At 37.1% G+C, this 21,505-nt stretch carries 16 protein-coding genes; all 16 read right to left on the bottom strand.

From position 1 onward, the window contains the following. Nucleotides 1-182: 182 nt before the first annotated feature. Nucleotides 183-806, bottom strand: coding sequence for a hypothetical protein (locus tag VB713_RS07740; protein ID WP_323310984.1), 624 nt, complete (start codon nucleotides 804-806; stop codon nucleotides 183-185). A 377-nt stretch (nucleotides 807-1,183) separates the two neighbouring features. Next, nucleotides 1,184-2,083: a ThiF family adenylyltransferase gene (locus VB713_RS07735; protein ID WP_323310983.1), complete on the bottom strand. Its 900-nt coding sequence runs from the start codon at nucleotides 2,081-2,083 to the stop codon at nucleotides 1,184-1,186. A 196-nt stretch (nucleotides 2,084-2,279) separates the two neighbouring features. Continuing rightward, on the bottom strand, nucleotides 2,280-2,891 hold the full coding sequence (locus VB713_RS07730; RefSeq protein ID WP_323310982.1) for a hypothetical protein: 612 nt from the start codon (nucleotides 2,889-2,891) through the stop codon (nucleotides 2,280-2,282). Continuing rightward, complete coding sequence (locus VB713_RS07725) at nucleotides 2,888-3,595, bottom strand: hypothetical protein (protein WP_323310981.1); 708 nt, start codon at nucleotides 3,593-3,595, stop codon at nucleotides 2,888-2,890. The genes VB713_RS07730 and VB713_RS07725 overlap by 4 nt, the downstream gene beginning before the upstream one ends. Beyond that, nucleotides 3,574-4,320, bottom strand: coding sequence for a hypothetical protein (locus VB713_RS07720; RefSeq protein ID WP_323310980.1), 747 nt, complete (start codon nucleotides 4,318-4,320; stop codon nucleotides 3,574-3,576). Before VB713_RS07720 ends, VB713_RS07725 begins: the two co-directional genes overlap by 22 nt. Beyond that, complete coding sequence (locus VB713_RS07715; RefSeq protein WP_323310979.1) at nucleotides 4,320-4,754, bottom strand: hypothetical protein; 435 nt, start codon at nucleotides 4,752-4,754, stop codon at nucleotides 4,320-4,322. Before VB713_RS07715 ends, VB713_RS07720 begins: the two co-directional genes overlap by 1 nt. A 1-nt stretch (nucleotide 4,755) precedes the next feature. Continuing rightward, nucleotides 4,756-5,223 (bottom strand): hypothetical protein, encoded by a 468-nt coding sequence (locus tag VB713_RS07710; protein WP_323310978.1) that lies wholly within the window; start codon nucleotides 5,221-5,223, stop codon nucleotides 4,756-4,758. 9 nt (nucleotides 5,224-5,232) lie between these two features. Further along, nucleotides 5,233-6,066 carry a bifunctional DNA primase/polymerase gene (locus tag VB713_RS07705; protein ID WP_323311002.1) on the bottom strand — a complete coding sequence of 278 codons (834 nt, stop codon included), beginning with the start codon at nucleotides 6,064-6,066 and terminating at the stop codon, nucleotides 5,233-5,235. Nucleotides 6,067-6,230: 164 nt separating this feature from the next. Then, the gene (locus tag VB713_RS07700) at nucleotides 6,231-9,875 is read right to left on the bottom strand and encodes a tetratricopeptide repeat protein (protein ID WP_323310977.1); all 3,645 of its coding nucleotides are present in this window, start codon (nucleotides 9,873-9,875) and stop codon (nucleotides 6,231-6,233) included. 11 nt (nucleotides 9,876-9,886) lie between these two features. Further along, a complete protein-coding gene (locus VB713_RS07695) occupies nucleotides 9,887-10,903 on the bottom strand; it encodes a caspase family protein (protein ID WP_323310976.1) in 1,017 nt (338 codons plus the stop codon). Nucleotides 10,904-11,072: 169 nt separating this feature from the next. After that, nucleotides 11,073-14,678, bottom strand: a complete 3,606-nt coding sequence (locus VB713_RS07690; protein ID WP_323310975.1) for an ATP-binding protein — start codon at nucleotides 14,676-14,678, stop codon at nucleotides 11,073-11,075. 150 nt (nucleotides 14,679-14,828) lie between these two features. Next, nucleotides 14,829-15,092, bottom strand: coding sequence for a hypothetical protein (locus VB713_RS07685; protein ID WP_323310974.1), 264 nt, complete (start codon nucleotides 15,090-15,092; stop codon nucleotides 14,829-14,831). Between the two features lie 193 nt (nucleotides 15,093-15,285). After that, entirely contained in the window at nucleotides 15,286-17,571 is a 2,286-nt protein-coding gene (locus tag VB713_RS07680; RefSeq protein ID WP_323310973.1) for a hypothetical protein, read from the bottom strand. A 69-nt stretch (nucleotides 17,572-17,640) separates the two neighbouring features. Further along, complete coding sequence (locus tag VB713_RS07675) at nucleotides 17,641-17,964, bottom strand: nucleotidyltransferase domain-containing protein (protein ID WP_323310972.1); 324 nt, start codon at nucleotides 17,962-17,964, stop codon at nucleotides 17,641-17,643. A 72-nt stretch (nucleotides 17,965-18,036) separates the two neighbouring features. After that, nucleotides 18,037-19,767, bottom strand: a complete 1,731-nt coding sequence (locus tag VB713_RS07670) for a type IV secretory system conjugative DNA transfer family protein (protein ID WP_323310971.1) — start codon at nucleotides 19,765-19,767, stop codon at nucleotides 18,037-18,039. 438 nt (nucleotides 19,768-20,205) lie between these two features. Beyond that, entirely contained in the window at nucleotides 20,206-21,492 is a 1,287-nt protein-coding gene (locus VB713_RS07665; protein WP_323310970.1) for a hypothetical protein, read from the bottom strand. Nucleotides 21,493-21,505 lie beyond the last annotated feature (13 nt).

Here is a 21,505-nt window from a genome sequence, read left to right as displayed (position 1 = left end):
ATGATGATTTAATTGACAATAAAGGCGTTTTGTGTATACATTATTATGTTGATATACACCTCTATAAAATTAGAAACCTAATCTAAAATAGAGATTACGCCTTCTGATTAAAATCATCAAATACTTAGCGCGTAGCGCATAATAAATTAGTCGTTTTGGTGTCAAATAATTTATTGTTTGGACTAATTTTGTTGATTTTGAAGCTGAGTTTGTTCGTTGATATCAAGTTCGGCAATTTGAATTATTAACTCTGTTGGTACATTCCAACATTTACATTCCCAGTTTTGACTTAACCGCTCTGCTTTTCTTACATAAGTAGAGGAATTAGTGGTATTTTCAATTAGCCATTGTTTAAATTGGAGTGCCTTTTCTTCAGTTTCAAAACCGAAATATGTGACTTTTCTTTGTCCCAAAGGACTGGTGATGGTAGCAACTCTGGGTGAAAGCATATTTAGAGTCCATCCACTAGCACTCAGTTGTACTTTAGTAATGTTGAGCATTGATTTTATTTGTGGTATTTTAATTTCAACTTTTGAAACAGGTTTTAGATATTTTGTAGCTGCTTTTTCGCCTTGCAAATATTTCTCAAGACTTACAAAAATATCTTTTAATGCCAAATTAATATGAAGCTGTATAGAATAAAGCATCAGGCGTTGCTGAATTTGGATATATAGCAATCCTATTTGATTTATGTTCACGTAGTGTGCTGGAGGCATCACGGAGTTTTTAAAACGTTCGCGGAGCGTGGCGTTAGCCATACCGCAGAGACGCAGAGAGCGCAGAGGTAGAAAAAAAGAGGTGTTCATATCTTATTTAGGATTGCTATAAATTTCAAAAAAGCTAAATCTTGAACTTTGATTCTTTGCGTGAGGTATATTCATATTTTCAATCAGCAACGCCAAATATTAAGAATAATTAAACGCAGATAAACGCAGATGTAGCTTGCTTCCCGCAGGGTACACAGATAAATCAATGGATTTCAGTATTCTTTTTAGCCTCACACAAAATTGCTAAAACTTTCATTCTCTGTGTTCTCTGTGCCTCTGTGGTTAGTTACAAAGACCTAAAATACACAAAAAATGAGATTTTAAAAGATTTTTTGCGTAAGTCTTATAAATAATTTTCTCCCTTGGATTTATCCAAGAGAGAAGCGCGTCAGCGAGAGTAATTTGATGCTGTATTGCTAAACTAAAACTGAACGATTTTGTGGAACTATTTCCTCATCTGTAAACTTTTTCAGAGAATCTACACAGGTATATAGTGAACGACAAGAACCTGTAGTATTATGGAAATAGGTTGCAAATTTTCTCAAACCTCCAGTTAATGTTAATGCCAGCAAATACTCCGCAGCAATAACAGCTACTTGTTGATTAACAAATAAGCTTTGGCGGTTTCGTGCTTGAATTTCAGCACAGGACAACGGTGTTGAATTTAATTCTTCAGGTAATGGTGTTAGTAGTTCTGGATGTTGTCTAGAAGGACTGGGAAGATTAATGCAAAAGTTAGGTTTTTGAAGATTATCAAAAGCACTTTCTAAAGTAAATTCGTTAGTAGAACCAAGTACTACCTGTCCAGAACTAGAATTAGCATGATTACCACAATCTAACCACCAAATTTGTGGTGGAGAATCTGAGTAATTTTGGTCTAAGCAACTGCTAATTTCAGCACGCGCAGCAGCATTATCTACACAACCGATAATCACTGTTAATTTACGCCATCTGACTGATATAATCTTTTTAGTGAATGGTTTAGCGATGCCTTCGGCGGACTTCGCCAACGCACCAATTTTCACTCCCAATGCTAAACTGTATCTAGCTGCTAGAACTTCGGCTTTGTATAACCCAACCTCAGACTGTTGAAAATTCTGTCGGGGGATGTTTTTAGGTTCAATGATATCTGGATCTACAATTATACAAGAAGCTGTTTTATTGCTGTTTGCTTCAATCTCTAGCATCAGTCTAGCAACGGACGGAATCAAAAAACCACCCGTCCCACCAGCACCCACAATTATGAACTCAACGTGATTATGTGCGGGTAGCATAAGCGGGACAGAATGAGCAAAAGATAGGTCTAATTTCATCATGGTGTAATATCTGTGACATCCAATTTGTTTTGTAGCGGTATTATTTCTTGAATCTTCACCTCTGCGTTCTCTGCGTCTCTGTGGTTATTTACAGCCGTTTTCAACTATTTAAATCACACATTGATTCCTTTGTGTCTTTGTTCCTCTGCGTCTCTGCGCGAAACAAAAACTGTGGTTTACCTGAAAATAGCTGTAATCATATAGATGCTACTGAATTGGATGTTAAACAGCTTGGTAACTCAAATACCCAGTTAGCAGGGATATACCAAAAGTGGCTGTATGTACCCAAACGAACGCAGATATGGGGATTAGTGAAAATCTCACCCAAAACAGCAAAGATTCTAAATTTTCCAGATTCTTCCTCGTCGTCAGTAGTAGAAAATTGTGCGCTCATACTGTGGTGACTGTGTATCTCAATCATCGCAGTCTGATATGATAAGCTCGTTGCCTCTACTGGAGTTACACTGGTAGATGTAGCAGTTTGTTCTGGGGTGTGCAGATGCCATTTTCCGTCCGTAAAGCAGAGATAAAAAAGTATTTCTTGGTGTCCCGCATTTTGAGCTAACTGTAAAATTTGCAACGTTAACCTAGCGGAAACCAAGGGATATTGCAGGTGAAAGTAGGGTGTGAGATGGGGTAAACCGCGAATACTGCATTGGTTGATAGGAAAGCACGCAGATAGTCCTTGACGTGCAGCACGAATAAACACTCCGTTCCCAGCTACCCAGTATTCCATCATTTTGCCTGTTATTGGTGGTAAATCGGTGCTGGTGGCAAATTGATAATTGATGAGCGCAGGTATAGTCATGAGATAATCTGCTCAATTGCAGTGGTAATGGTTTTGTTACCCCAAGGCACTAAATCCCGTGTGGGGTATCTTTTAGACTTGTTGTTGTGTAGTTGTTGTAAATGCGATCGCACATCTTCAGGATATGATTTAGATTTACCCTGCACTGAATCTTGATTAAAAGCACTATGCCAAAACAATTGCCATACCTGCATGATATTTTCAGGGGAACAATTGGGAACAGAATTTTCACCAAAACAGATAGAACCGTTCTCCATCACGTTTGGTAAAGGTGCATAAAACAGGGGAGAATTTTGCTCGAATTTCTTAATAGCCCAAATCCAATATTGACGATTACATCCGGCAAAGATTAACCCCGGCATAGGTATTTTAAAAGTTGTATTTTCCAAGGAGATGCAATAACATTGTGGTGGATAAAACTGCACTAACCATTCTCCTTTATGGCATCTTCCCCACCTCACGGTATTTGTTGGTAAATAACCTGAGTCAATGGGTTCAGCAGCAAAAGCTTCTCTCAACGCAGCAGGAGCGATAAATTTGTAATTTGTTGTTTCTCCTTCTTTATAAACTAGAAGGTATTGTCCTGGCAGAAATAACAGATGTGCTAGTGTTTCTGCATGAGTAGTTTGGTTAATAATTGAATGTGAGATATCACCAATGTTGAGTTGAGGTAAAATGTTAGTTAATACCGTGCTTTGTTCCATAGTTTGATTACCTGTTTTCTATGGTCAATAGAAGATTCAATCCATTCTGAAAACTCTGTCATTTTCTGGCAATATGTTTGGCATAATTGCCATTGTTCGGCTAAATATTTCAGCACTGCTTGTTCCCAATCAAAGGAGACATATTCTTCATGAGTTACATTTAACCAAATACATTCTGTGCTGTGGTCAATGATGGATATTGCATCATAAAGTAGAGACAAAGGTGATGTTGTTTGTTGACAAAGTAATGAAAGTTTATCCCAATTGATTTTATCCACTGTTACCAATTTATGAGGAATGAAACCAAAGCAAGAATTCCAATCTTCTTGAGAATGTCCATAACCTATCAGTGATAAGAGGAATTGTTCTGTGAAACTGAGTTCTTCTAAACTTATTTCCCACCAATCTGTGTTTTGGGCGTAAACGGGAATTTCTGTGTATCTTTCTGTGCATTCCCGAAAATCTTCGTGGTAATCTATGGGAAATAACCACTCATTTACCAGTTCCAAAAACTCAATTTCTAAGTCACTGTAAACACTGGGATGTGAATGTTGTCTCAAGGGAGTTTTTGAGGATAACCATTCACCGGGGAACAGTTCTTTGTAGAGACTGAGGTAATTAATTTGTTCGCTGAGTTCTTCTAAATACCAAATTCCCTCTTGCACAGTTTGGGGAATCTGGTATTTCTTCAAAGACTCAGCAGCCAATTGATATTGACACTGCATTAGAAGCCAGAAATTGGTATTTGTGAAGGTATAGGAGGAGATTTTTTGAGAATATTTAAACTCTTGTCTAATTCAGTTTGCCATTCTCTCCCAGTGGTAATTGCTGTTTCCAATTCATCTTGTAATAACAGCAGATTTTCGATATTCAGATGACCTTGAATTTCTAACATTTTGATTTGCCAGCTTAATAGTAAAGCTGGGTTAAATTGATGTTCGCTAGTAATTAGAGTTTGGAGGATATCACCTAAACCTTTAGTACCTGCTTTTTTGACCATGCGAATTTGGGTGATTCCCTCTTTATCCGTTCGCGTAATTTCTGCATGAGCAATTTCTGGGTAGAATGGTGTCAGGGCATTGCGGAGAGTTTCGTCAGTAGCTGCAATTTCATCAGCTATGGGTATTTCTTGACCTTCAATCATCAAAATGTAAGACATATTAAAACAGTGTTAATTGATTAGAGGGTTTAGTTTTGTGAGGATTAGTTGGTGGTAAATCAGGAGGATTGACAATTTTGCTATTTTCTGATTGGTTGACAGATAATTTCTGTTTTTGAGTTTCTTTTTGTTGGGCTTGTTCTGCTATTTGTGGTAAAATAGCTTTTAGTTTTGTGAGAACTTCAGCTATTACTGGAGATTGTTCGATTTCATGCAGTGTACTAACTTGCATAATTGGTGGTTCTCCCTTGATTCCAGCCGTGATTAACACTTGTCGTAAATCGTGTTGATTTGCTGGTAAAATTTGGATGCCTAAGATGATAGTGTTGCTGTCAAAATCAAATCTATCTTCTTTTTCAAAGGCCACGTTAACAACATCAGTTTCTGTGAATGAAGTGGTGAAATCAGCATCGTTATCGTCAGCTTCTACATCTTCATCTACAATTTGTTGATTTTCAATTTTTGACATAATTTGTAGTTAAGAAAGATTAGCTAAACGGTGTAAAATCTGCATATTCATTCCCCATTTCTTGAATGATTGCCATTTGTATTCACACTCCCCTGGTGTGTATTTAGCTGATAGCTGACTCCATTCTTCCCAAGCAGAAAATAGGGTAGGATTGACTGATTTCAAAGCCATTCCCACCTTGATCCATGAATCATATTTATCTGCAAAGCGAGGATGAATAATTTCTAGTAATAGCAGTGCTGTTTCTGTCTCCTCACCTGTAAATTCTGGATTGGTTGGTAAGGAGTGACTGTTTTTGTGGTAATCTCTTTTTGGTGGTTTCGCACGTTTGGTCATCTGTTCAATTATCCAAGATGGTGCGATCGCTATTTCGATTTGGTCAGGACGACAACCACTCAGCCAACGATAATAACCTGTTTGTGGATGAATACTGGGGGGAAGTATTGATGGTAGTTTAGTACCTCTAAATTCTAAAACTTCACCGGGGGCGGTAGTGATTTTGCGGGATTTGAGTTGAGGATGAGTGTTACCTGGCAATTTCAGTAAATATTGCGCCCTTCCTGGTCGTCCTGATGTAAATGCAACTGTGGTGGGTAGTGGTTGATGTGCGATAATTGCTGCATGGGCGCTGTATCCATCACAGTCTATGGCGATTAAAAATTCCTGGGAGTTTTGACCGCAAAGTAGACCTATACCTGTGGGGGTTACTGTGTAAAAACCGTGATGGCGGTTTCTGACTGGTACTTTTTCATATTGCTGGAGTTGGTTCAGCAATGTTTGAGGAGACCAGGGGTGTTGTTCCCATTGATACCCTAATGGTTTTTTTCCCTGAGTGGGGATGATAGGCCAGTGTGGGGGGAGTAGTTTTAAGGTGTCAATCAGTTTTTGGGTTTGTGGTTTTTTTCAGCATGGTTTTTTTCAAATTCTCATAAATATAAAACAATAGAACACCACTAATGTAATGGTTGAAACTTTAAATTATGTCTGCGTTAGCAGACATCATTACTTCAAATAAAATGTACATATTTCCAAGTATTTATTAATTGAATGATTTGCTGTTCCTCAAACGGAAGTAAATAAAATTTACGCTGAACTTCAGCAATCAATTTATTTATAATAGTGTTCCGATTTTGTCTACCATGAACCATTGCATTTAGCATTTCCATCACTAAACTATCTCGTCTTTCATTAGATATCTGCTGAATTTTCTGTTCTCGCCATAATTCATACATAAAATCAACAGTTACAGTAACAATAGAATTTAGTGACATCCTGTCAATTTTTTCATTTAGTATTAGTAAGCTAACATTTCGATTTCTAAGAAGATTGAGTAAGTTTGTAAAGGGTCTTTTTACCAACCAATCAGATTTTTTAGCTGCTTCAATTAAAACGTGTGCATCTATGCTTGTATAATGGTAATTAGAAAGAACCAGCTTAATTACCATTTCGTTGTAATTATCTTTTTCTAGAACATTGGCGGTTCGGCAGTGCATTAAAACTAACTGTGTCCACACCCCATCAATATCAAACTTTGCTTTTGCAATTTGTCGTAATATCCAATCATCTGAGTAGAGTAAGTTTCCTGGTTCACTTGCAATTAATATTGTGTCAGAGAATGAAGTACCAATCAATTCTTGTAATTCAAACCTTTCGTCTTTTCCTACATCTAAAGCTGCGGTACAGGGTAATATTTCACAATTGGTCTTAATCCAAGAAATCGTTTTTTCTAGATAGTCCGCAAAAGTTTTTACTGCTTCGGGTGCAGTTTCATGGATAAAATACTTATTGCCTTCTTTCCCAAAAAAAGCGGACTGTTTTGATTCATTTATTCTGTGATCTTTAAGAGCTTTTTGTAAAATATCTATAGTTGATTGTGCTATTCCCAGCTTTCCAAATACATTTACTACTACATCAGCAGCATCTAATCCATGTAATGTTAGAATTGAAACGATATCAATTACTAATCTAATAGGCTTAGTTACGAGTAACGAGTTAGCGTGATTCCTCTCTTCAGCAGTTCCAATACAACAGTGTATACCTAAATCTTCTTTGCTTATTAACCCACCCCATACTGACAATACATCTCGTTGGGCAAGTTTGGCAAATACACCTATGGGAAGCCCGCGTTGCTTGTATAATTTTTCAAGCTCTAGAGAACTATCGCTACTCTTATCAAGTACGTTTTCAATACTCTTAGGCAGTTGATCTTGAGATTCGTTAATATCTATTTTTACCGTCCAGAAACCAGGAGTATCTGGAAATCTACTCGCAAGTAATTCTAAACTTTTTTGAAAGGCGTAAACATATTTACTTTTGATATCAATTATTTTTCTAGTATCTTTACTAATGTAATCTTCTTTTAATGTGACTTCATCCCCTATAACTTTACCAAGTAGCTTTTGCGCTAAAGAATCTTTTAAATTAATTTCGTTCTGTTTAACTTCTACATTATCGTCATCTACTAAGATAAACCAAGAAGGTGTTCCGTATTGGTCTTGCAAGCAAACTGCTGAATTGGCACGAACTTCAGTGTGTTCCAATAAACTGTTGCTATTAGTTTCGCGTTCAATAAATGCAACGAAATAATTGAAATGGGCTTTCCCGTGATTAAAAAATATCTTTCTTAGTTGATACAGTGTTTCAAAATATTTTTCTTTAAATCCTCTTAAACCATATAAATATACAATTTGTAAACCCAAGTCAAAAGATAGCTTATTTATATCAATAGGTAAATTCAAGAAATTATCTAGCTCATCTACTGCGCCAATACGGGAGTTAATTAAAGCTAGACGAATTTTCATCTGTAAGTCATCAGGTGAAAATTGCAAATATTCATTACAGATTCTTTTCGCTTCTGGTAAGTTTCCAATATCTTCTTGAATAAGTGAAAGCATATGGCAGACAAATTGTGAAGCACCATACTTTTCGTAAAGTAACTGACAAATATTAAAAGCTTGGCGAAACTGTCCAGAATTATAGTAGAGTTCAATTAAACTATGATTTAAAGGAGTATCTAGGGTTGTGTTGACTATTTTTTCATATAAATTCACTGCATCTGTATATTCACCAATGGATGAAAAAGCATTTGCTAATTCTAAAACCCATTGTGCTGGAGTTGATATATTAATATTGTCTCTGGCTTCTTGCAAAAACTTTAAAGAATCATTTTTATCATCTAAAAATTTTGCCAATAAAGCTAAATTTATTAAATCATTAATTTTTTTTAGCTCTTTATCTTGAATTGAATTATATATTTTAAGTGCATTAGTTACATCTTGAGTATTTATATATAATTGAATTAAAATTCTTTGCGCCCATTCTAGTAATGGTTGTTCGGGATTTTGATGAATGAAAGTGGTAATAACTTCTCTAGCTTGATTATAGTCTTTTGTTAATGCTAAAAGATTAGCAAGTAGGAGAGGTGCTTCTGAAACTTCCTTTGCTCCTTGAATACCTTTGAGTAAATTAATAGCTGTGCTATTATCACCTTTGTAAAAATGAAGTAGTAGCGATTTTTCTCTGATAAAAACAGGATTTTCTGGCTCAATTTGTAATGCGATATCAAGATCCCTAATAGCTTCTTCCCAAAGTCCAAGCATTCTTTTAGCTATAGCGCGATTAAAAACCCATCCAGAACGCAGTTTACCAAAGTCGGTACTCGCTACCTGATTCCAGGCTTCTGTTAAAAGGAGAATAGCTTTCTGTATCTTGCTTTTGTCTGAATCATCAAGCTGTTGGGTGTAAGTTAATAGAGAATCTGTACTAAATGACTCTAGTAAGAGTGTTCCTAAATCAGCTTTAATTTCAATTAAATTTTCTGTATCATTATCAATTGCAGTTTGTAACCACTTTTCAGCCTGAACAAAATCTAATTTTTGTCTTGTTATATTCCCTAAAGCACCAGCTACTTTAGCTGAATTTCTATAAGCTTTTGGAACTTTATTGATTATAATTTCTATGTCTTCATCTGGGTAAATTTGAATTAATAGTGCATAAGCACTTTCATTTGTAGGATTTATTTTTAAAACTTTATTGATTAATTGTTCAGATTCCTTCGGCTGTCCTAGTAACAAATTACCAACAGCAGCAAAGTAAAGGGCATTTTCATCTTCTGAATTATAGTGCAAGGCTTGAATCAAATATTTACCAGCGTCTACATATTGATGTAAGTTGAGTTTTGCCATGCCAATATTGCCTAAAAGCCTGTATTTAACAATAGGCTGCGTGCTATCCCATATCCGTTTCTTCAGTTTTTCCAAATATTCCAAAGCTTGTCTGTAGTTGTAGCCATTGATTAAATCTTTTGCATGGTTAAGCTCTGCTTGATGCTCGGTCACTAAAACAGCAGAACTATCAACTGGGATACGAGAAATTATTGCAGACAATAACCTGTCTTCAAATAATGCTGCAAGTTGTTCGATTTTACAAAAGACCTGCTTAATTTCCTCAGCACTCGTACCCTTAATTACGATATTTTTATCTCCGGTTACTATAACTACATCAGAGACATCGCCACCAAACGATACTGCTCGCTCTCCAGTAGCTAAGGTAATCTGTTTTGACTCAACAGCAGATACTAAAGCCTGAACGTCTGCCTCAGTCCCTATACCATTTTCAATACGATTGATTATTTCTTGCAGGTTTTCCGGCATTGCTATGGTTCCTATTTATTATTCCCCAAATTTACATCTCTTGCGCTGCCAATGTTGATGCCTTGCATTGCAGTATTTCCATTACCCTGTACTATCTGGTTATCGCGCATTTCTCCACCAGCTGCCACACTGCGATCGCCTGATGCCTGAACTAAAGCTTGTATTTGCTCGGTGGTAGTATCCTGTACAGCATCCCATCCCTCCGCAGGCAGTCCTTTGCCACCTTGGAGGAGAGCAATTGCAAAATCTTCTGTATTAATTTCAAATCTTGGTGTTTGCTCTTTGCCCATTGCTCTAACACTCTCAGGCACTGCTTTACCGAGGTAGTTCATCAGGTTAGACACCTTCACCTCTGTTTCCCCGGGTTTATTGGCAGATCCTTTTAACGCCTCAATCAGGTGATAAGTGTAAACACTCATGGAGTTGTCAGGACGAACCCAAGAACTTTGTTCACCACGACAAGATGTAAACACTACCCGTCCTTCACCCTGCTTCAGGTCTTCAATTAAACCTTTTGGTTCCGCAGTTGCTACTACACCAGGGGGTAGTATCAGTTCCTGTTCTCCATCCTTGGTAGTTGCCATGCCTGCGGCGTGACAACTATCAATTATTACCAGCAGTCGTTTTGCGGGAATCTCATGTAGGACATTGTTAAAATCCTCAGATGCTAAGGCCGAACCCTGCCAGTCAAAGGCGTTAACATCATGCTGTAACAGGTAGTAACGATTATTTTTGGTGTCCAGCCAACCGTGACCGGAATAGTACACGACTACTGTTGCTTCCGGGTCAGATGTTGCTTGTTGTTTCAACCACACCAGCCCGTCTAAGATTGCTTGTCTTGTTGCACTTTGGTCGTGTAGCAGGCGAATATGTTGGTCATTGTCTGGATAAGCACATAAGTTGGGATTTACCAGTATCTGCCGCAGTGCTTGCATATCCTTCACTGTTACGGGGAGGGACAAGCGACGTTCTGCTGACTCCCCCACTCCAATGAGGAGAGCATAACCATGTGTAAATGTAGAGTGCATAACTGTAATCAGAAATAATTAATACAGCAAATTGCTAATATAGCTAACAATAGCCAAAACTGCATTTTACTGCTTGCAAAGAAACATAGCGCGTGTTTGCAAACTTAGTGTTTTCCAAATTTTCTAAGATTTCATCCGGCAATAAGTTTTCACAGAAAGCTGATTGTCGCTACCAATTGCGTTCCTCAAATTCTTCTATTTCCAACTCACGTTCTAAGTCTTGCTGTAGTGATTGTTTCATTTTATTTGCAAAGCGCCGAACCCGGAAATTTTCATCTTCTAACCAAGAATATATTTCTTCTTGGCGCTGTCTGGCGTGATTTGAAAATCCCCCCAAAATCGCTCCTGGTGTTGAACCAATAGAAGTACGAATATAACTTAGTATAATTTCATCATTTGTATTACAAATAATTTCTCGACTCAAAGAGTAGAAAAGTTGACCACTATTAAAAACACGCAAAATTTTAGCTACTGCATATAGTTTCTGAACGTCACCGGATTTTACCCACTCTATTAAAACACTGTATAAAGGCTCTGATAAGCTAATAGCAATTTCTTTTAATACTTTGGGAGTCTTATAGAACCAAACATCTTTTCGCAGCATCCAGTCACGCACTCGACGCAGTACATTAGAGTATTCTGTACTAGACTGTATGCTTTTTGCAACAAGAGAATAAGGTAAATGGATTGCCTCATAATACTCACTTATTCCATGCTGTTCACCTTGAATTATGATTCGGCGTTCTATAAAATCTATAACTTTCATGGGGTCAATTTTCCCCAGAATAGCCAAACACTCTTCAGCCGCATAGTCTAGGCGTGAAAGGCGTTCAAAGTTTTGGACAATGTTTAAAAAATCCTCAGATGTTATGAACTTTTTTCCCCATCCATCTTGAGAATATTTAAAAGACCAAGATAGCACCTCTGCTAAACGCAGTAGCACACCTTCATCACCACGATTAGCAATTATTTTGAGAAACTCGATTGAGCGCAGGGGATTATGTGGTGCAAACTGCGATATAAGCTCAAGAATTTTCAAATCAACTTGTGAAGATTGCTTGGTTATAAGGCAGTATAAAACTTCCCACTCTTTATCCTGAAATACACTCCAATCTAGAAAATGGTAACTACCTGCAACAGCCAGCCACAGAACTACATCATCAGTATCAACCCATGACTTTATGTAAGACCAAGCTACCTCTAAATTACTCCGATATAATCCTCCAATTACGCGGCCAAGTTGCTGTTTGATGGTTAGATTCTCAGATAGCGCCTGCTCTACCATTTGCTGTGCAAGTTCGGGATGTTTTTCTCCCAGCTTGTAAAACAAATTTTCAAACCAAAATGTACTACTTTCACTAGCAATTGTGCATTGGGATAATATAATCTCTAATTCACAGATTACCTTTTCTATTGTTGTAGGAGAAAGACCTTCAAGATAATGCTCAATTGCCTGCTGATGACGTTCTCCAAGTGCTTTTGCATCGAGGTAATCATCTTCTAAATCATCCCACAACTGATTTCTAAATAAGACCCGATATAGTTGATAGAGGTCGTTATTTTTTAAGTGCTGCCTCAACTGTTCCAATTCATCTAATGGGTAACAGATGAAGCGTGATGCATACCTTAACCACTCTTTTACAACATCTAAAATAGGTAATTCTGTGTTAGAAATCACCACATTTAATAAAAATTGTGCTGTGTTTTGACAGTCTGGTTTTAGCCAACTCCAAGTGTCAGCATCGACTTCTGTAACATCAATTGAATGAGGTAACAATATAGCTAATTCTAGAGATTTTATAATTTTTAATCGCTCTGGTAAGTTAGATGCTTGACTATATGCTTGGTAAAGTATCCCTAAAGCTTGCTCACGAATTTTGCGTAAGGATTCAGATGGTTGTAAACATCCCCGATGCATAACTATTTGCATATACTTAATGGGGTCTTGTTTCGTACTATCAACCACCATATTGAGCATGGGTTTAATCAATGAAAGGTTCAGGTCTAAGTTGTTTATAAAATCTTCCTTTAGCCAAAGTTCTATATTATTAAGAAGGGTTAGTTGTACATCGTATGGCTTATTTAATTTAATCTCAGCAATTTCAATTAGTGCTTTGCTTGCTTTTTCACGAACCTGAGTATACTCTGTTGCTAATGGTCGATATCTAGCAAGTTTGTGTAGGTAAACTATAGAATCTGACAGACTACCTATGTAGGTATAATGCAAAATTTCTACAGCTTCGCTCAATACCCACTCATGTTTAATTTGCCAGTTACCCATTAAACTATGCTGATAAAACTCAGGAAGCTGTTCTGGTTCATCCACAATATCTGCCACAAGCGACAGTACATCTTCCGAACGCAGATAAGCTAAATTTCGTAGCCATTTCAATACAGACAGTCGAGCAATGTTGCCTCCCTTATTTATAATTTTATGCAATTCATATAATTTATGATCTAGTAACAGACCTGCCTGAGTCTCACCTTTAACTTCTGCTTCTGCTAAAGTTGTCAAAATTTCTTTAGGTTTTAATTCAAAAAATGGCTCAATAATTTTCTTTTGGTAGTCTGCTTGTTTAGTCTGGAAGAAGTGGTGGAGCAAAATATGGTCAGCCAGAACTTCAGAGGTAATCTTTATAGTCTTCCAGTAACGTTCCACTATACCAGCACTTACTAATCGAGAAATTACTCGGTCTTCATCAGATTGCGAGATATTCACAACTTTTTGAACTTTCTCTCGTAACTCCTGATTATTTAGATCAATTGTCCCTAAAGCTGCCAGAATCTCCAGGTAGTTGATATAGTGATCGTCATACCCAGCTTCAGCTAACTGGTGGATGATTTCATTCAAATAGCGGGTAAGTACTTGCTCACGGTTGAGATTTATCACTGATTCACCGCGCTGAACTAAACGAGCTGCGACACCAGCAATCAGTGGATCTCCCTTGGCAATACGAACTAAAATATGGCGTGTATCATCGTGTGTAATTTCATAGGGTGGGGTTTGTAGGAGTTGGTCTATATCGATGTTTTCTAAAGGTTTAACCTCAATTTCACTGACTTGATCTCCAGCCAAATAGCCTAATTTTTCGGTGACTGAATCTTTGAAAACGCTACGCGTAACTAGGACAAGTGTGACTTTACCAGCTAGTTTGGAATTTACTAATATGTCACCCAATTGGTGTAAAAGTCCAAAGCGGTGAGCATCATCTACAACGATTACATGACGGCTGTTACCATCCAATGAAGCTAGGTCATTCTCTATAGATTCGGCTCGAATCCGAACGTACCGCAGAGACGTTTCACTGGGAATAATTTTAGGAAGATCTAACAAAAAACGGGTTTTGCCAATCCCCCCAGATCCATGCAGTACAATCACATCTGGAGACTCAGCAAGGAGGGATTTAATTTGAGCAAGTAATTCGTCCCGTCCTACTAAAACTTCCCAATAGCCAGCTAGCTTTTTCGCTGTTATTACCGCTGATTCGGAAAATTCGCTGTGTGTGAGTAAGGCAGAAACCTTAAATGATTTCAAAACATCTTGAACGATTTGGTAAACGGCTTCAGCATTGGGGCCTTTATAGACCACGTTGTTATCACCAGTGATAATGACAGCATCACTTATACTGCCACCCACAGCTACAGATCCTTTACCAGGAGCGAGGATAATCTGTTTACTGCCAAGGATTTGGCATAGCCTCTCAAAATCATCATCATTACAAGTGTTTGCTGCCAATCGGTTGAGGATACCCCTCAAATCATTAATATCTGTCACAGAGTCTGCCTTTTGGTTCAAGCCTTACAGATGGTTCTTATGTTGTCACGATCACCATGATTTGGAATTATTTGGCGATCACTAAAATTTTCTCAATTGTAGCCTCCATATTTACATCATTGTAGTATAATAGCCAAAAACATCAATTGCTCATTTCGCTCCCATAACGTTTGTATTGCTATCACCTGTGTTGATAATGCCGCTCACGCTACCACTAGCAGCTACGGAGCGATCGCCACTAGCAATGACAGACACAGGGGTTGGCTTTGCCTCCTGCCAAAGCTGCGCTATTTCCGAAGCTAAGATTGCATCTTCAGTTAGCAGTTTTTTCAATTGGTGACGCAACACAGCCTGAGTATCCTCGTCATCAGGATCTTGTACTAAATCCTTCACCGCGTTTAAAACCTTTTGCATCCACTTTTTCTGCACCTTATATGTTCTGCTTTGCTGCATTATTCAAAATCCTGTTAAGTAGGTAGAAGTGAGATAACAACAATGTGTAGTAATAATATAAGAATTTGCGTTGATGAATTATTTTGATTAAGTTTTAGCTATTTTATTAAACGAAATATATTTTAGGTTTCCTCCTCCTACCTTTTACTCTTGTTTAAAGTGAATATTCAGTAACATTTCTAGATTTCATTGATCTCTTCATTATATCCATATTCTGTGTTAATATACTTGTTTTTGGCGTATATTTATTTGAAACTATTTCCTTACGCCATCGTTCTAAATTATTGCTCATTTCTCTCAATGGAGGCATCTGATTTTGCAGATTATCACCTTTTAAATTTTGTAAAACCAAGAGTTGAAAATACAATTCTCTCTGTTTCCCCACAGAAAGCATCTCCTGAGACCTTTCAAGCTTATCACGAATACCAGCTTTAACCTCTTCTACATTAACGAGAGAAGAATTAATATGAGAATTATCCCTTTCCACTTGCTGCCATACCTTTTTAAGAGCAGGATGTAGAGGAACTGGTATATCAGCAATATTCTTAACCTCCTTGCTACCATCCCTGGCTTTATCAACTAAACCATACTTCTCCAAATCAAACAAATGAGCATTGCGGGATATAAACTTCAACTGTGTTAAATCCCAATCGCTAATATTAAGATAATCTACCTGCTTAATAATACCTTCCGCCGTTTTATGAAGAGTAAAAGATACCATTTCTTCTTGTTCACCCCGATGATTAGTTTTATGTAGCTGCAATTGTGCCACCCCAGCTTCTACGTCCCTGGATCTAGAAATAGTGTATTCCCCTATAGTTAAATTATCAGACTTAGCTTGTTGTAAAGCAGAATTGAGCAAACCCAAAACCTCAGTTTTTCTAAAACTTTCCAACGTTGCAAAAGTCCCAGCAGGTGCTAAAGAACCTAGTTGGTTAGCAATATCTCTGATATCTGCATTTTGTAGCTGTGGTAATTTCTTCTCACCCGAAATCTTCTCAGCTACCATCAAAAATTCCTGTCTTTCTACTGCTAACATTTGTGTAGAAGGAACTTTAACTTTTATATCATGACGAGAATTAACAGTAAATTCCATCAGAGAATGAGAAAAGTTAGATAATTCATCACGCCGATGGTGGATACTATACTTGTCACCTTCTTTTCTAATTACAAAAGCATCACTTCTATAAAGTCTAGAACCATCTGCTAAAGTTTCTCCATAAGCTTTGAGAAGTTCAACTGCTGTTTGAGCAATTTTGGCATTTTCAACTTTGAGATTATGCCGCATTTTCAGCCAGTTTAAACCTATAACCTTTTGCCAAATGGGTGCAACATCCTTCTTAATAGGAACTTCCACTTCCCGTATCCACTTCTGATTTTGAGCAGTTACTGTTGGAGATGAAACCACACCATTGTAGTTTTCTGTAAAAGCGACTTTTCTTTTTTGTGTTTCAGTTTCTTCCTCTGTTGTTTCAACAAATTTAGCTGACTTTTCTTCCCTAAAAGCATCAACTTCAGGTATTGTCTCTACGACTGTTTCTTCAGCTTTTATCCCATTCGTCGAAACTTGTTTATCAGTAAAATTAGGCTGATGTTCTTCTTCTGAATATATCGTTTCAGCCATAGGTATATCCCTGGCATCATCCCACTCAGGTGAATCATCTACTGGTGGTTCTGGTAATGGAGTATTTTCATCCCAGAATATGAAACTCTCCTCTTCAAATGGTGAGTTTAAAACTGATGTAAATTCATTTTTTAATTCAATGTTTTCTCCAGAATTTACTGCTGTTGCTGGAGATTCAGATTCTGTAGAATTATCAATAACTTCACTCTCAATATCTTGAACTCCAAAAAGTTGACCTAGCAGTTCATCAACAATTTTTGTTAAATCTTCCTTTATTTCTCTTGTATTATCTGTGGAATTTTGACTAGGAGGTAAATAACGAATTATGGGTTCATAGACTACAGCGATAATTTCCTCAGTGTCTAAATTTTCCGTCACCCAGTTATGACGACATTTACCTTCATTATCTTGCTGATAAAAAGTTAATTTATCACCTGATTCAATGGTGGCAATGATAGCTAAAGAAGAATTATTATTAGCTAGAACAATATCTGTGATGTCTTGAGAATTATCTGCTGCTGTTAACATTAACTGCTTGGCGATATTCTGCACTTGGACATCAGACATTTCGGCAGCTTCCCATTTCCAAGCACCAGGAAATTCCTCATCTGGAACAAGCCGATATTTCTCACTACCAACTTGTACTTCAATCTCAAATAACTTTTCTTGTTCTTGTTTAAGTTTTTCTCTGACTTTATCTATTAAAGCCTGGACTAATTCTGCTAATACTGAAGCAGTAATTTGAAGCTCATCAATTATATGGTCAACAGTTTTTTGATAAGCAGTTGCTAGTTGCGTTACTCTTTCATCAAACATATTAATATATCCATTTTAGATCAGGATTTAAGAATTAATAGGATTCATTTAATAACTTTAGTTGCTGATTCAGCATATAGAAATACCCTCTTGTAACACCTTAGATAGTAAGGGACTAGCTCCTATAGATCCCCTTTCTACTTGTGCTTCTGTAACCACAAAGGTAGAAATAACTAGATCATATTTAAAACCTACTTCCCACGCTAAATCACTAATTTTTTCTCGACATAATCTATCTAATTCAGCAACTTTAATAAATACATTTAAATCTGATTCTTCTGTAGCATCACCCCGCACTCTTGAACCAAATACCCGTAAATCCAAAATGGGAATTATCGCTTCCAGTTGGGAGCGAAACTCTGAAACAATTTTTCGTTCACTATCCTGTATCATTTCTATTCCTCCAGAGAAAAATCAATCTTGGCTAACTGTTTCTTAATATCTAAATTACTTTAACATTGGTAATTAGAAAAATCCTTTATAAGCATCAATAGGTAATGGTACAGCACCAGCTTGTACAGGTTGCTGAGGAACAGGAAATAATTTATTTACCTCAGCCACTCGTTTATCTAAATCTTCTTGTGTAGGACGTTGTTGAGTGCTTTTCTCAGTCAATTGAGCAATCAAACTTGTCCACCTAGAGTCATTTTCTTGCTCAATATTAATTAAAACTTTGGGGATTTTAATGGTTTTTAATAAAGGAACAGAAGCTTCATTTTGATTACAGTAAGCCGGATTAATAAATATACACTTCCCCGGTGGCAACTTCAAAAACTGTGCTGGTTCAAATAACTTCCGTGTTTTATCTTGTTCAGAAATTGAGGTACTGCTTTTACCTCCCCCAGTGCTTTTAGATTTCTGCTTGTATTTAATTTCCTCATCTCCCAGGTAAGCACTAAACAACCGCGCTGATTCTTCTTCACCTGGATTGAAAATGAACTTCGTACCGCAAGCACCCAGCATGGTTTTAGCAACTTCCTTACCATAGTATTTCTCTAACTGTCCCATGTTCTGCCATCCCAGAATGCCGCAAAAACCCTCACTACGAGATTCATTCAGCCATCTAAACAGGTCTGGTAGGTATAAAGAAGGCACTTCATCGAGGACAACAACTAATGGGTCTTGCCGTTTTTTAGCGATCGCTCTAGCCACAGTCATGTGTAAGATACTGCATAATAGTGGCCCCACAGCATCCCGTCGTTCCCTATCCAATCCGAAGATAATCATTTGTTTACCCTTGATTTCCAGAGGTAGAGTCGTCTTACCCACAAAACACCCCAAAGTATTCTTTTTCATAAACCGGGTAAACATCAAACTGGCAGTACCGGCGATACCTGCAATAGTTTTCTCAGAACCAGCCGAACTAAACAACTGACCAAAAGCAATCTTAATCCAGGGATTGAGGTTAGCAGCCATTAACCGTTCTACCATGCGATCGCTACTGAGAATAGCCGCCGCTGTCATAATATCTGGATACTGAGTTTGTTTAGTCAGCATCAGGATAGCTTCCGTTAACTGGTCACCAGCAGGTCCAAAAAAAGCATCCTCATTACTAGCAGCCATCATTTTAAAATTTTTGTTGATTACAGTTGCTAACTGCCTTGCCGTTTCCGCGTCCGTAGAATCTCGGAGAAAATCAAGGGGATTGCACACCTCACTTTCAGGGAAACCAGGAGCGAAAATATGGACTTTATAACCCATCTTTTTGGCATAACTGGCAACTTTAGCTTGCGTTGGGTATTTAAAGTCATACAAAACAATTGGAAAACCTTGGTCAATGGCACTATAAATCATCGGGTTAATAGCAGAAAAAGACTTACCACTACCAGGAGCGCCAATTACTGCCGTTCCTCTTTGTACATCTGGTATGTATAACGGTATGGGACTTCCTGGTTCTTTATCTTGAGTTTTTCGACCTGTAAATTTATGTCTACCAACGTAGAGAGTAGCACTATCACATTGAGGATTAGCAATTTGTTTGATAGCTTTCTTTTTCGCTTTAGCTGTCTCCTTGCTGCCGCCAAAATAACTGGTAGCTAACCTGCCTTTTTTATTCCCAGATAACATTTGTAGTAATAGAAATCCTACCAATAATCCTGTCAGCATTAACCCATTAGCAGAAAAAAGGTAATGAGTGTATTTACCAATTGGTGCTTGAGGATTTTGAAGTTCGGAAATAAAGTTGTTTGTACTCATGGTGATTAGATAAATTTCAAAATGATTGATATAGACTTAAGATTGGGATATTTTGTATTAAAGCCATTTCAAGTAGATAACTACATTTTCTTTATCTCACGCAGAGACGCGGAGGCGCAGAGAGGAGCGCAAGAGTGTTGTTTGAAAATTTGAAAGTTGTTGTAGATGAATATTTTAAAACATATATAGGAATACGACTAGATTGCTGATAGTTTGTTTAGGCAGGTAAGAGGATTATGGAAAATTATCTTTTGTTTCAATTCTCTTCTCTGTGTTCTCTGCGCCTCTGCGTGAAATAAAAAATCTATTTATGCTATATCACGCATCCTCTAAAAACACAAATTAGATAGAATTGTAATATCAGCACGATATATAAACTCTCATCACACATAACATCCTATCTCCACTAAAATGCAACTTCAAAAAACATTAAATTATCTAGGGAATTGTTAAAGGAGTACCGAGAAATATAGGTGATTTTTCTTGATAAATGAAAAAAGGAAACGGTCCAATGAAATAAGGTGAACAACCTAAATCAAACCAACCTCCTCGCCGACAAATGCGGAAGAAAATAGCAGTTGTTGCAGTTCCATCACCTTCATTAATATCCCACACAGCTTGTTTAAAACCCTTACCAAAAGGATGCCTTCCGGTTGGTTCTTTTCCACCATTAAGATTGCCTAATATCCCAAAACCACCCTTTACTTGTTGAAACTTACCACTCATCCATTGACTACCTGTAATTCCACCCGCACCTGATAATTCTATGTGAGCGCAGTTGTTAGTACATGGAACATTAAATCCAACTTGGTCACTACCACTAATCGAACGTTGTCGGTTTGATTCTACTTCCTTTAATGGCAAATCTAATTTACCAACAATACTTCCTTGGGGTACAGGTGCATTGGGAAAATTAGTGAATGTTACCTGATTTAGTCCAGGTATTTTTGATATGCTTGTATTCTGCCAATTACTAAATTGTTTTAAAGCAGTTTTTTCTATCCCAGGAATGGAAGTTAGTTTATATTGAGATAAATCAATTTCTCCTAACTCTATATCTTTGAGCTTTGGGTAATCATTGATAATTTCTCCTATTGTTTGTCCATTAATATTCGCAACACCCAATATCTTTTTGATTAAATCTCGAATAGGTGGTACATTTTCTATATATTCATTAACTAAACTGGGAATCGCTTTAGTTAATTCAGGCACAGTTTGCCATTTAATTGTATCAAAATCTGATAATTTAGTATTTACCAGAGAAATACCACTTAGTTGCCCAATTGATTGTAAACTGAAATTTTCTAAATTAAATACATTTTCAAAATCTCCCAATTCCATCACTTCATCTAAACTTTGTCCCGCTTGCCAACTTCTGATTGATTTATATCCAGGAAATTCAACATTGGGAAGTTCAACACTACCAGGACTAGAGAAAACAAAAGATTTAAATGTAATACTCTCCCAATCAGGAACTGGTGCATTATTTATATATTTACTAGGGATAGTGTTTGCTTTTGGTATTGAAGCCGCTGTTGCTGGCTGAACTCCCAAAATATAACTGAGTAAATCGTGATGACGAAAAATAATCAATCCATGCACTACCAAACTGGTAAATAACCCCAAAAACATCCAACATTTAAGCTTAAAATTGGAATTAAATTTATTCCTTATCCTGTTGTTAACGGGTTGTTGATTATTTTGATGATGACGATTTAGCAACATATTTACATCCTAA

The organism is Anabaena cylindrica UHCC 0172, assembly GCF_034931625.1.
GTDB classification, from domain to species: Bacteria; Cyanobacteriota; Cyanobacteriia; order Cyanobacteriales; family Nostocaceae; genus Anabaena; species Anabaena cylindrica_A.
The sequence above is the reverse complement of the archived record's forward strand: the minus strand, read 5'-3'. Positions and strand labels throughout refer to the sequence as shown.

Excerpts from the sequence above, each read along its gene's own strand:
- VB713_RS07730 (WP_323310982.1), bottom strand. The coding sequence starts at position 2,891 with ATGACTATACCTGCGCTCATCAATTATCAATTTGCCACCAGCACCGAT.
- VB713_RS07675 (WP_323310972.1), bottom strand. The coding sequence starts at position 17,964 with ATGATACAGGATAGTGAACGAAAAATTGTTTCAGAGTTTCGCTCCCAA.
- VB713_RS07715 (WP_323310979.1), bottom strand. The coding sequence starts at position 4,754 with ATGTCTTACATTTTGATGATTGAAGGTCAAGAAATACCCATAGCTGAT.
- VB713_RS07685 (WP_323310974.1), bottom strand. The coding sequence starts at position 15,092 with ATGCAAAAGGTTTTAAACGCGGTGAAGGATTTAGTACAAGATCCTGAT.
- VB713_RS07710 (WP_323310978.1), bottom strand. The coding sequence starts at position 5,223 with ATGTCAAAAATTGAAAATCAACAAATTGTAGATGAAGATGTAGAAGCT.
- VB713_RS07695 (WP_323310976.1), bottom strand. The coding sequence starts at position 10,903 with ATGCACTCTACATTTACACATGGTTATGCTCTCCTCATTGGAGTGGGG.
- VB713_RS07700 (WP_323310977.1), bottom strand. The coding sequence starts at position 9,875 with ATGCCGGAAAACCTGCAAGAAATAATCAATCGTATTGAAAATGGTATA.
- VB713_RS07665 (WP_323310970.1), bottom strand. The coding sequence starts at position 21,492 with ATGTTGCTAAATCGTCATCATCAAAATAATCAACAACCCGTTAACAAC.
- VB713_RS07720 (WP_323310980.1), bottom strand. The coding sequence starts at position 4,320 with ATGCAGTGTCAATATCAATTGGCTGCTGAGTCTTTGAAGAAATACCAG.
- VB713_RS07735 (WP_323310983.1), bottom strand. The coding sequence starts at position 2,083 with ATGATGAAATTAGACCTATCTTTTGCTCATTCTGTCCCGCTTATGCTA.
- VB713_RS07670 (WP_323310971.1), bottom strand. The coding sequence starts at position 19,767 with ATGAGTACAAACAACTTTATTTCCGAACTTCAAAATCCTCAAGCACCA.
- VB713_RS07680 (WP_323310973.1), bottom strand. The coding sequence starts at position 17,571 with ATGTTTGATGAAAGAGTAACGCAACTAGCAACTGCTTATCAAAAAACT.
- VB713_RS07725 (WP_323310981.1), bottom strand. The coding sequence starts at position 3,595 with ATGGAACAAAGCACGGTATTAACTAACATTTTACCTCAACTCAACATT.
- VB713_RS07740 (WP_323310984.1), bottom strand. The coding sequence starts at position 806 with ATGAACACCTCTTTTTTTCTACCTCTGCGCTCTCTGCGTCTCTGCGGT.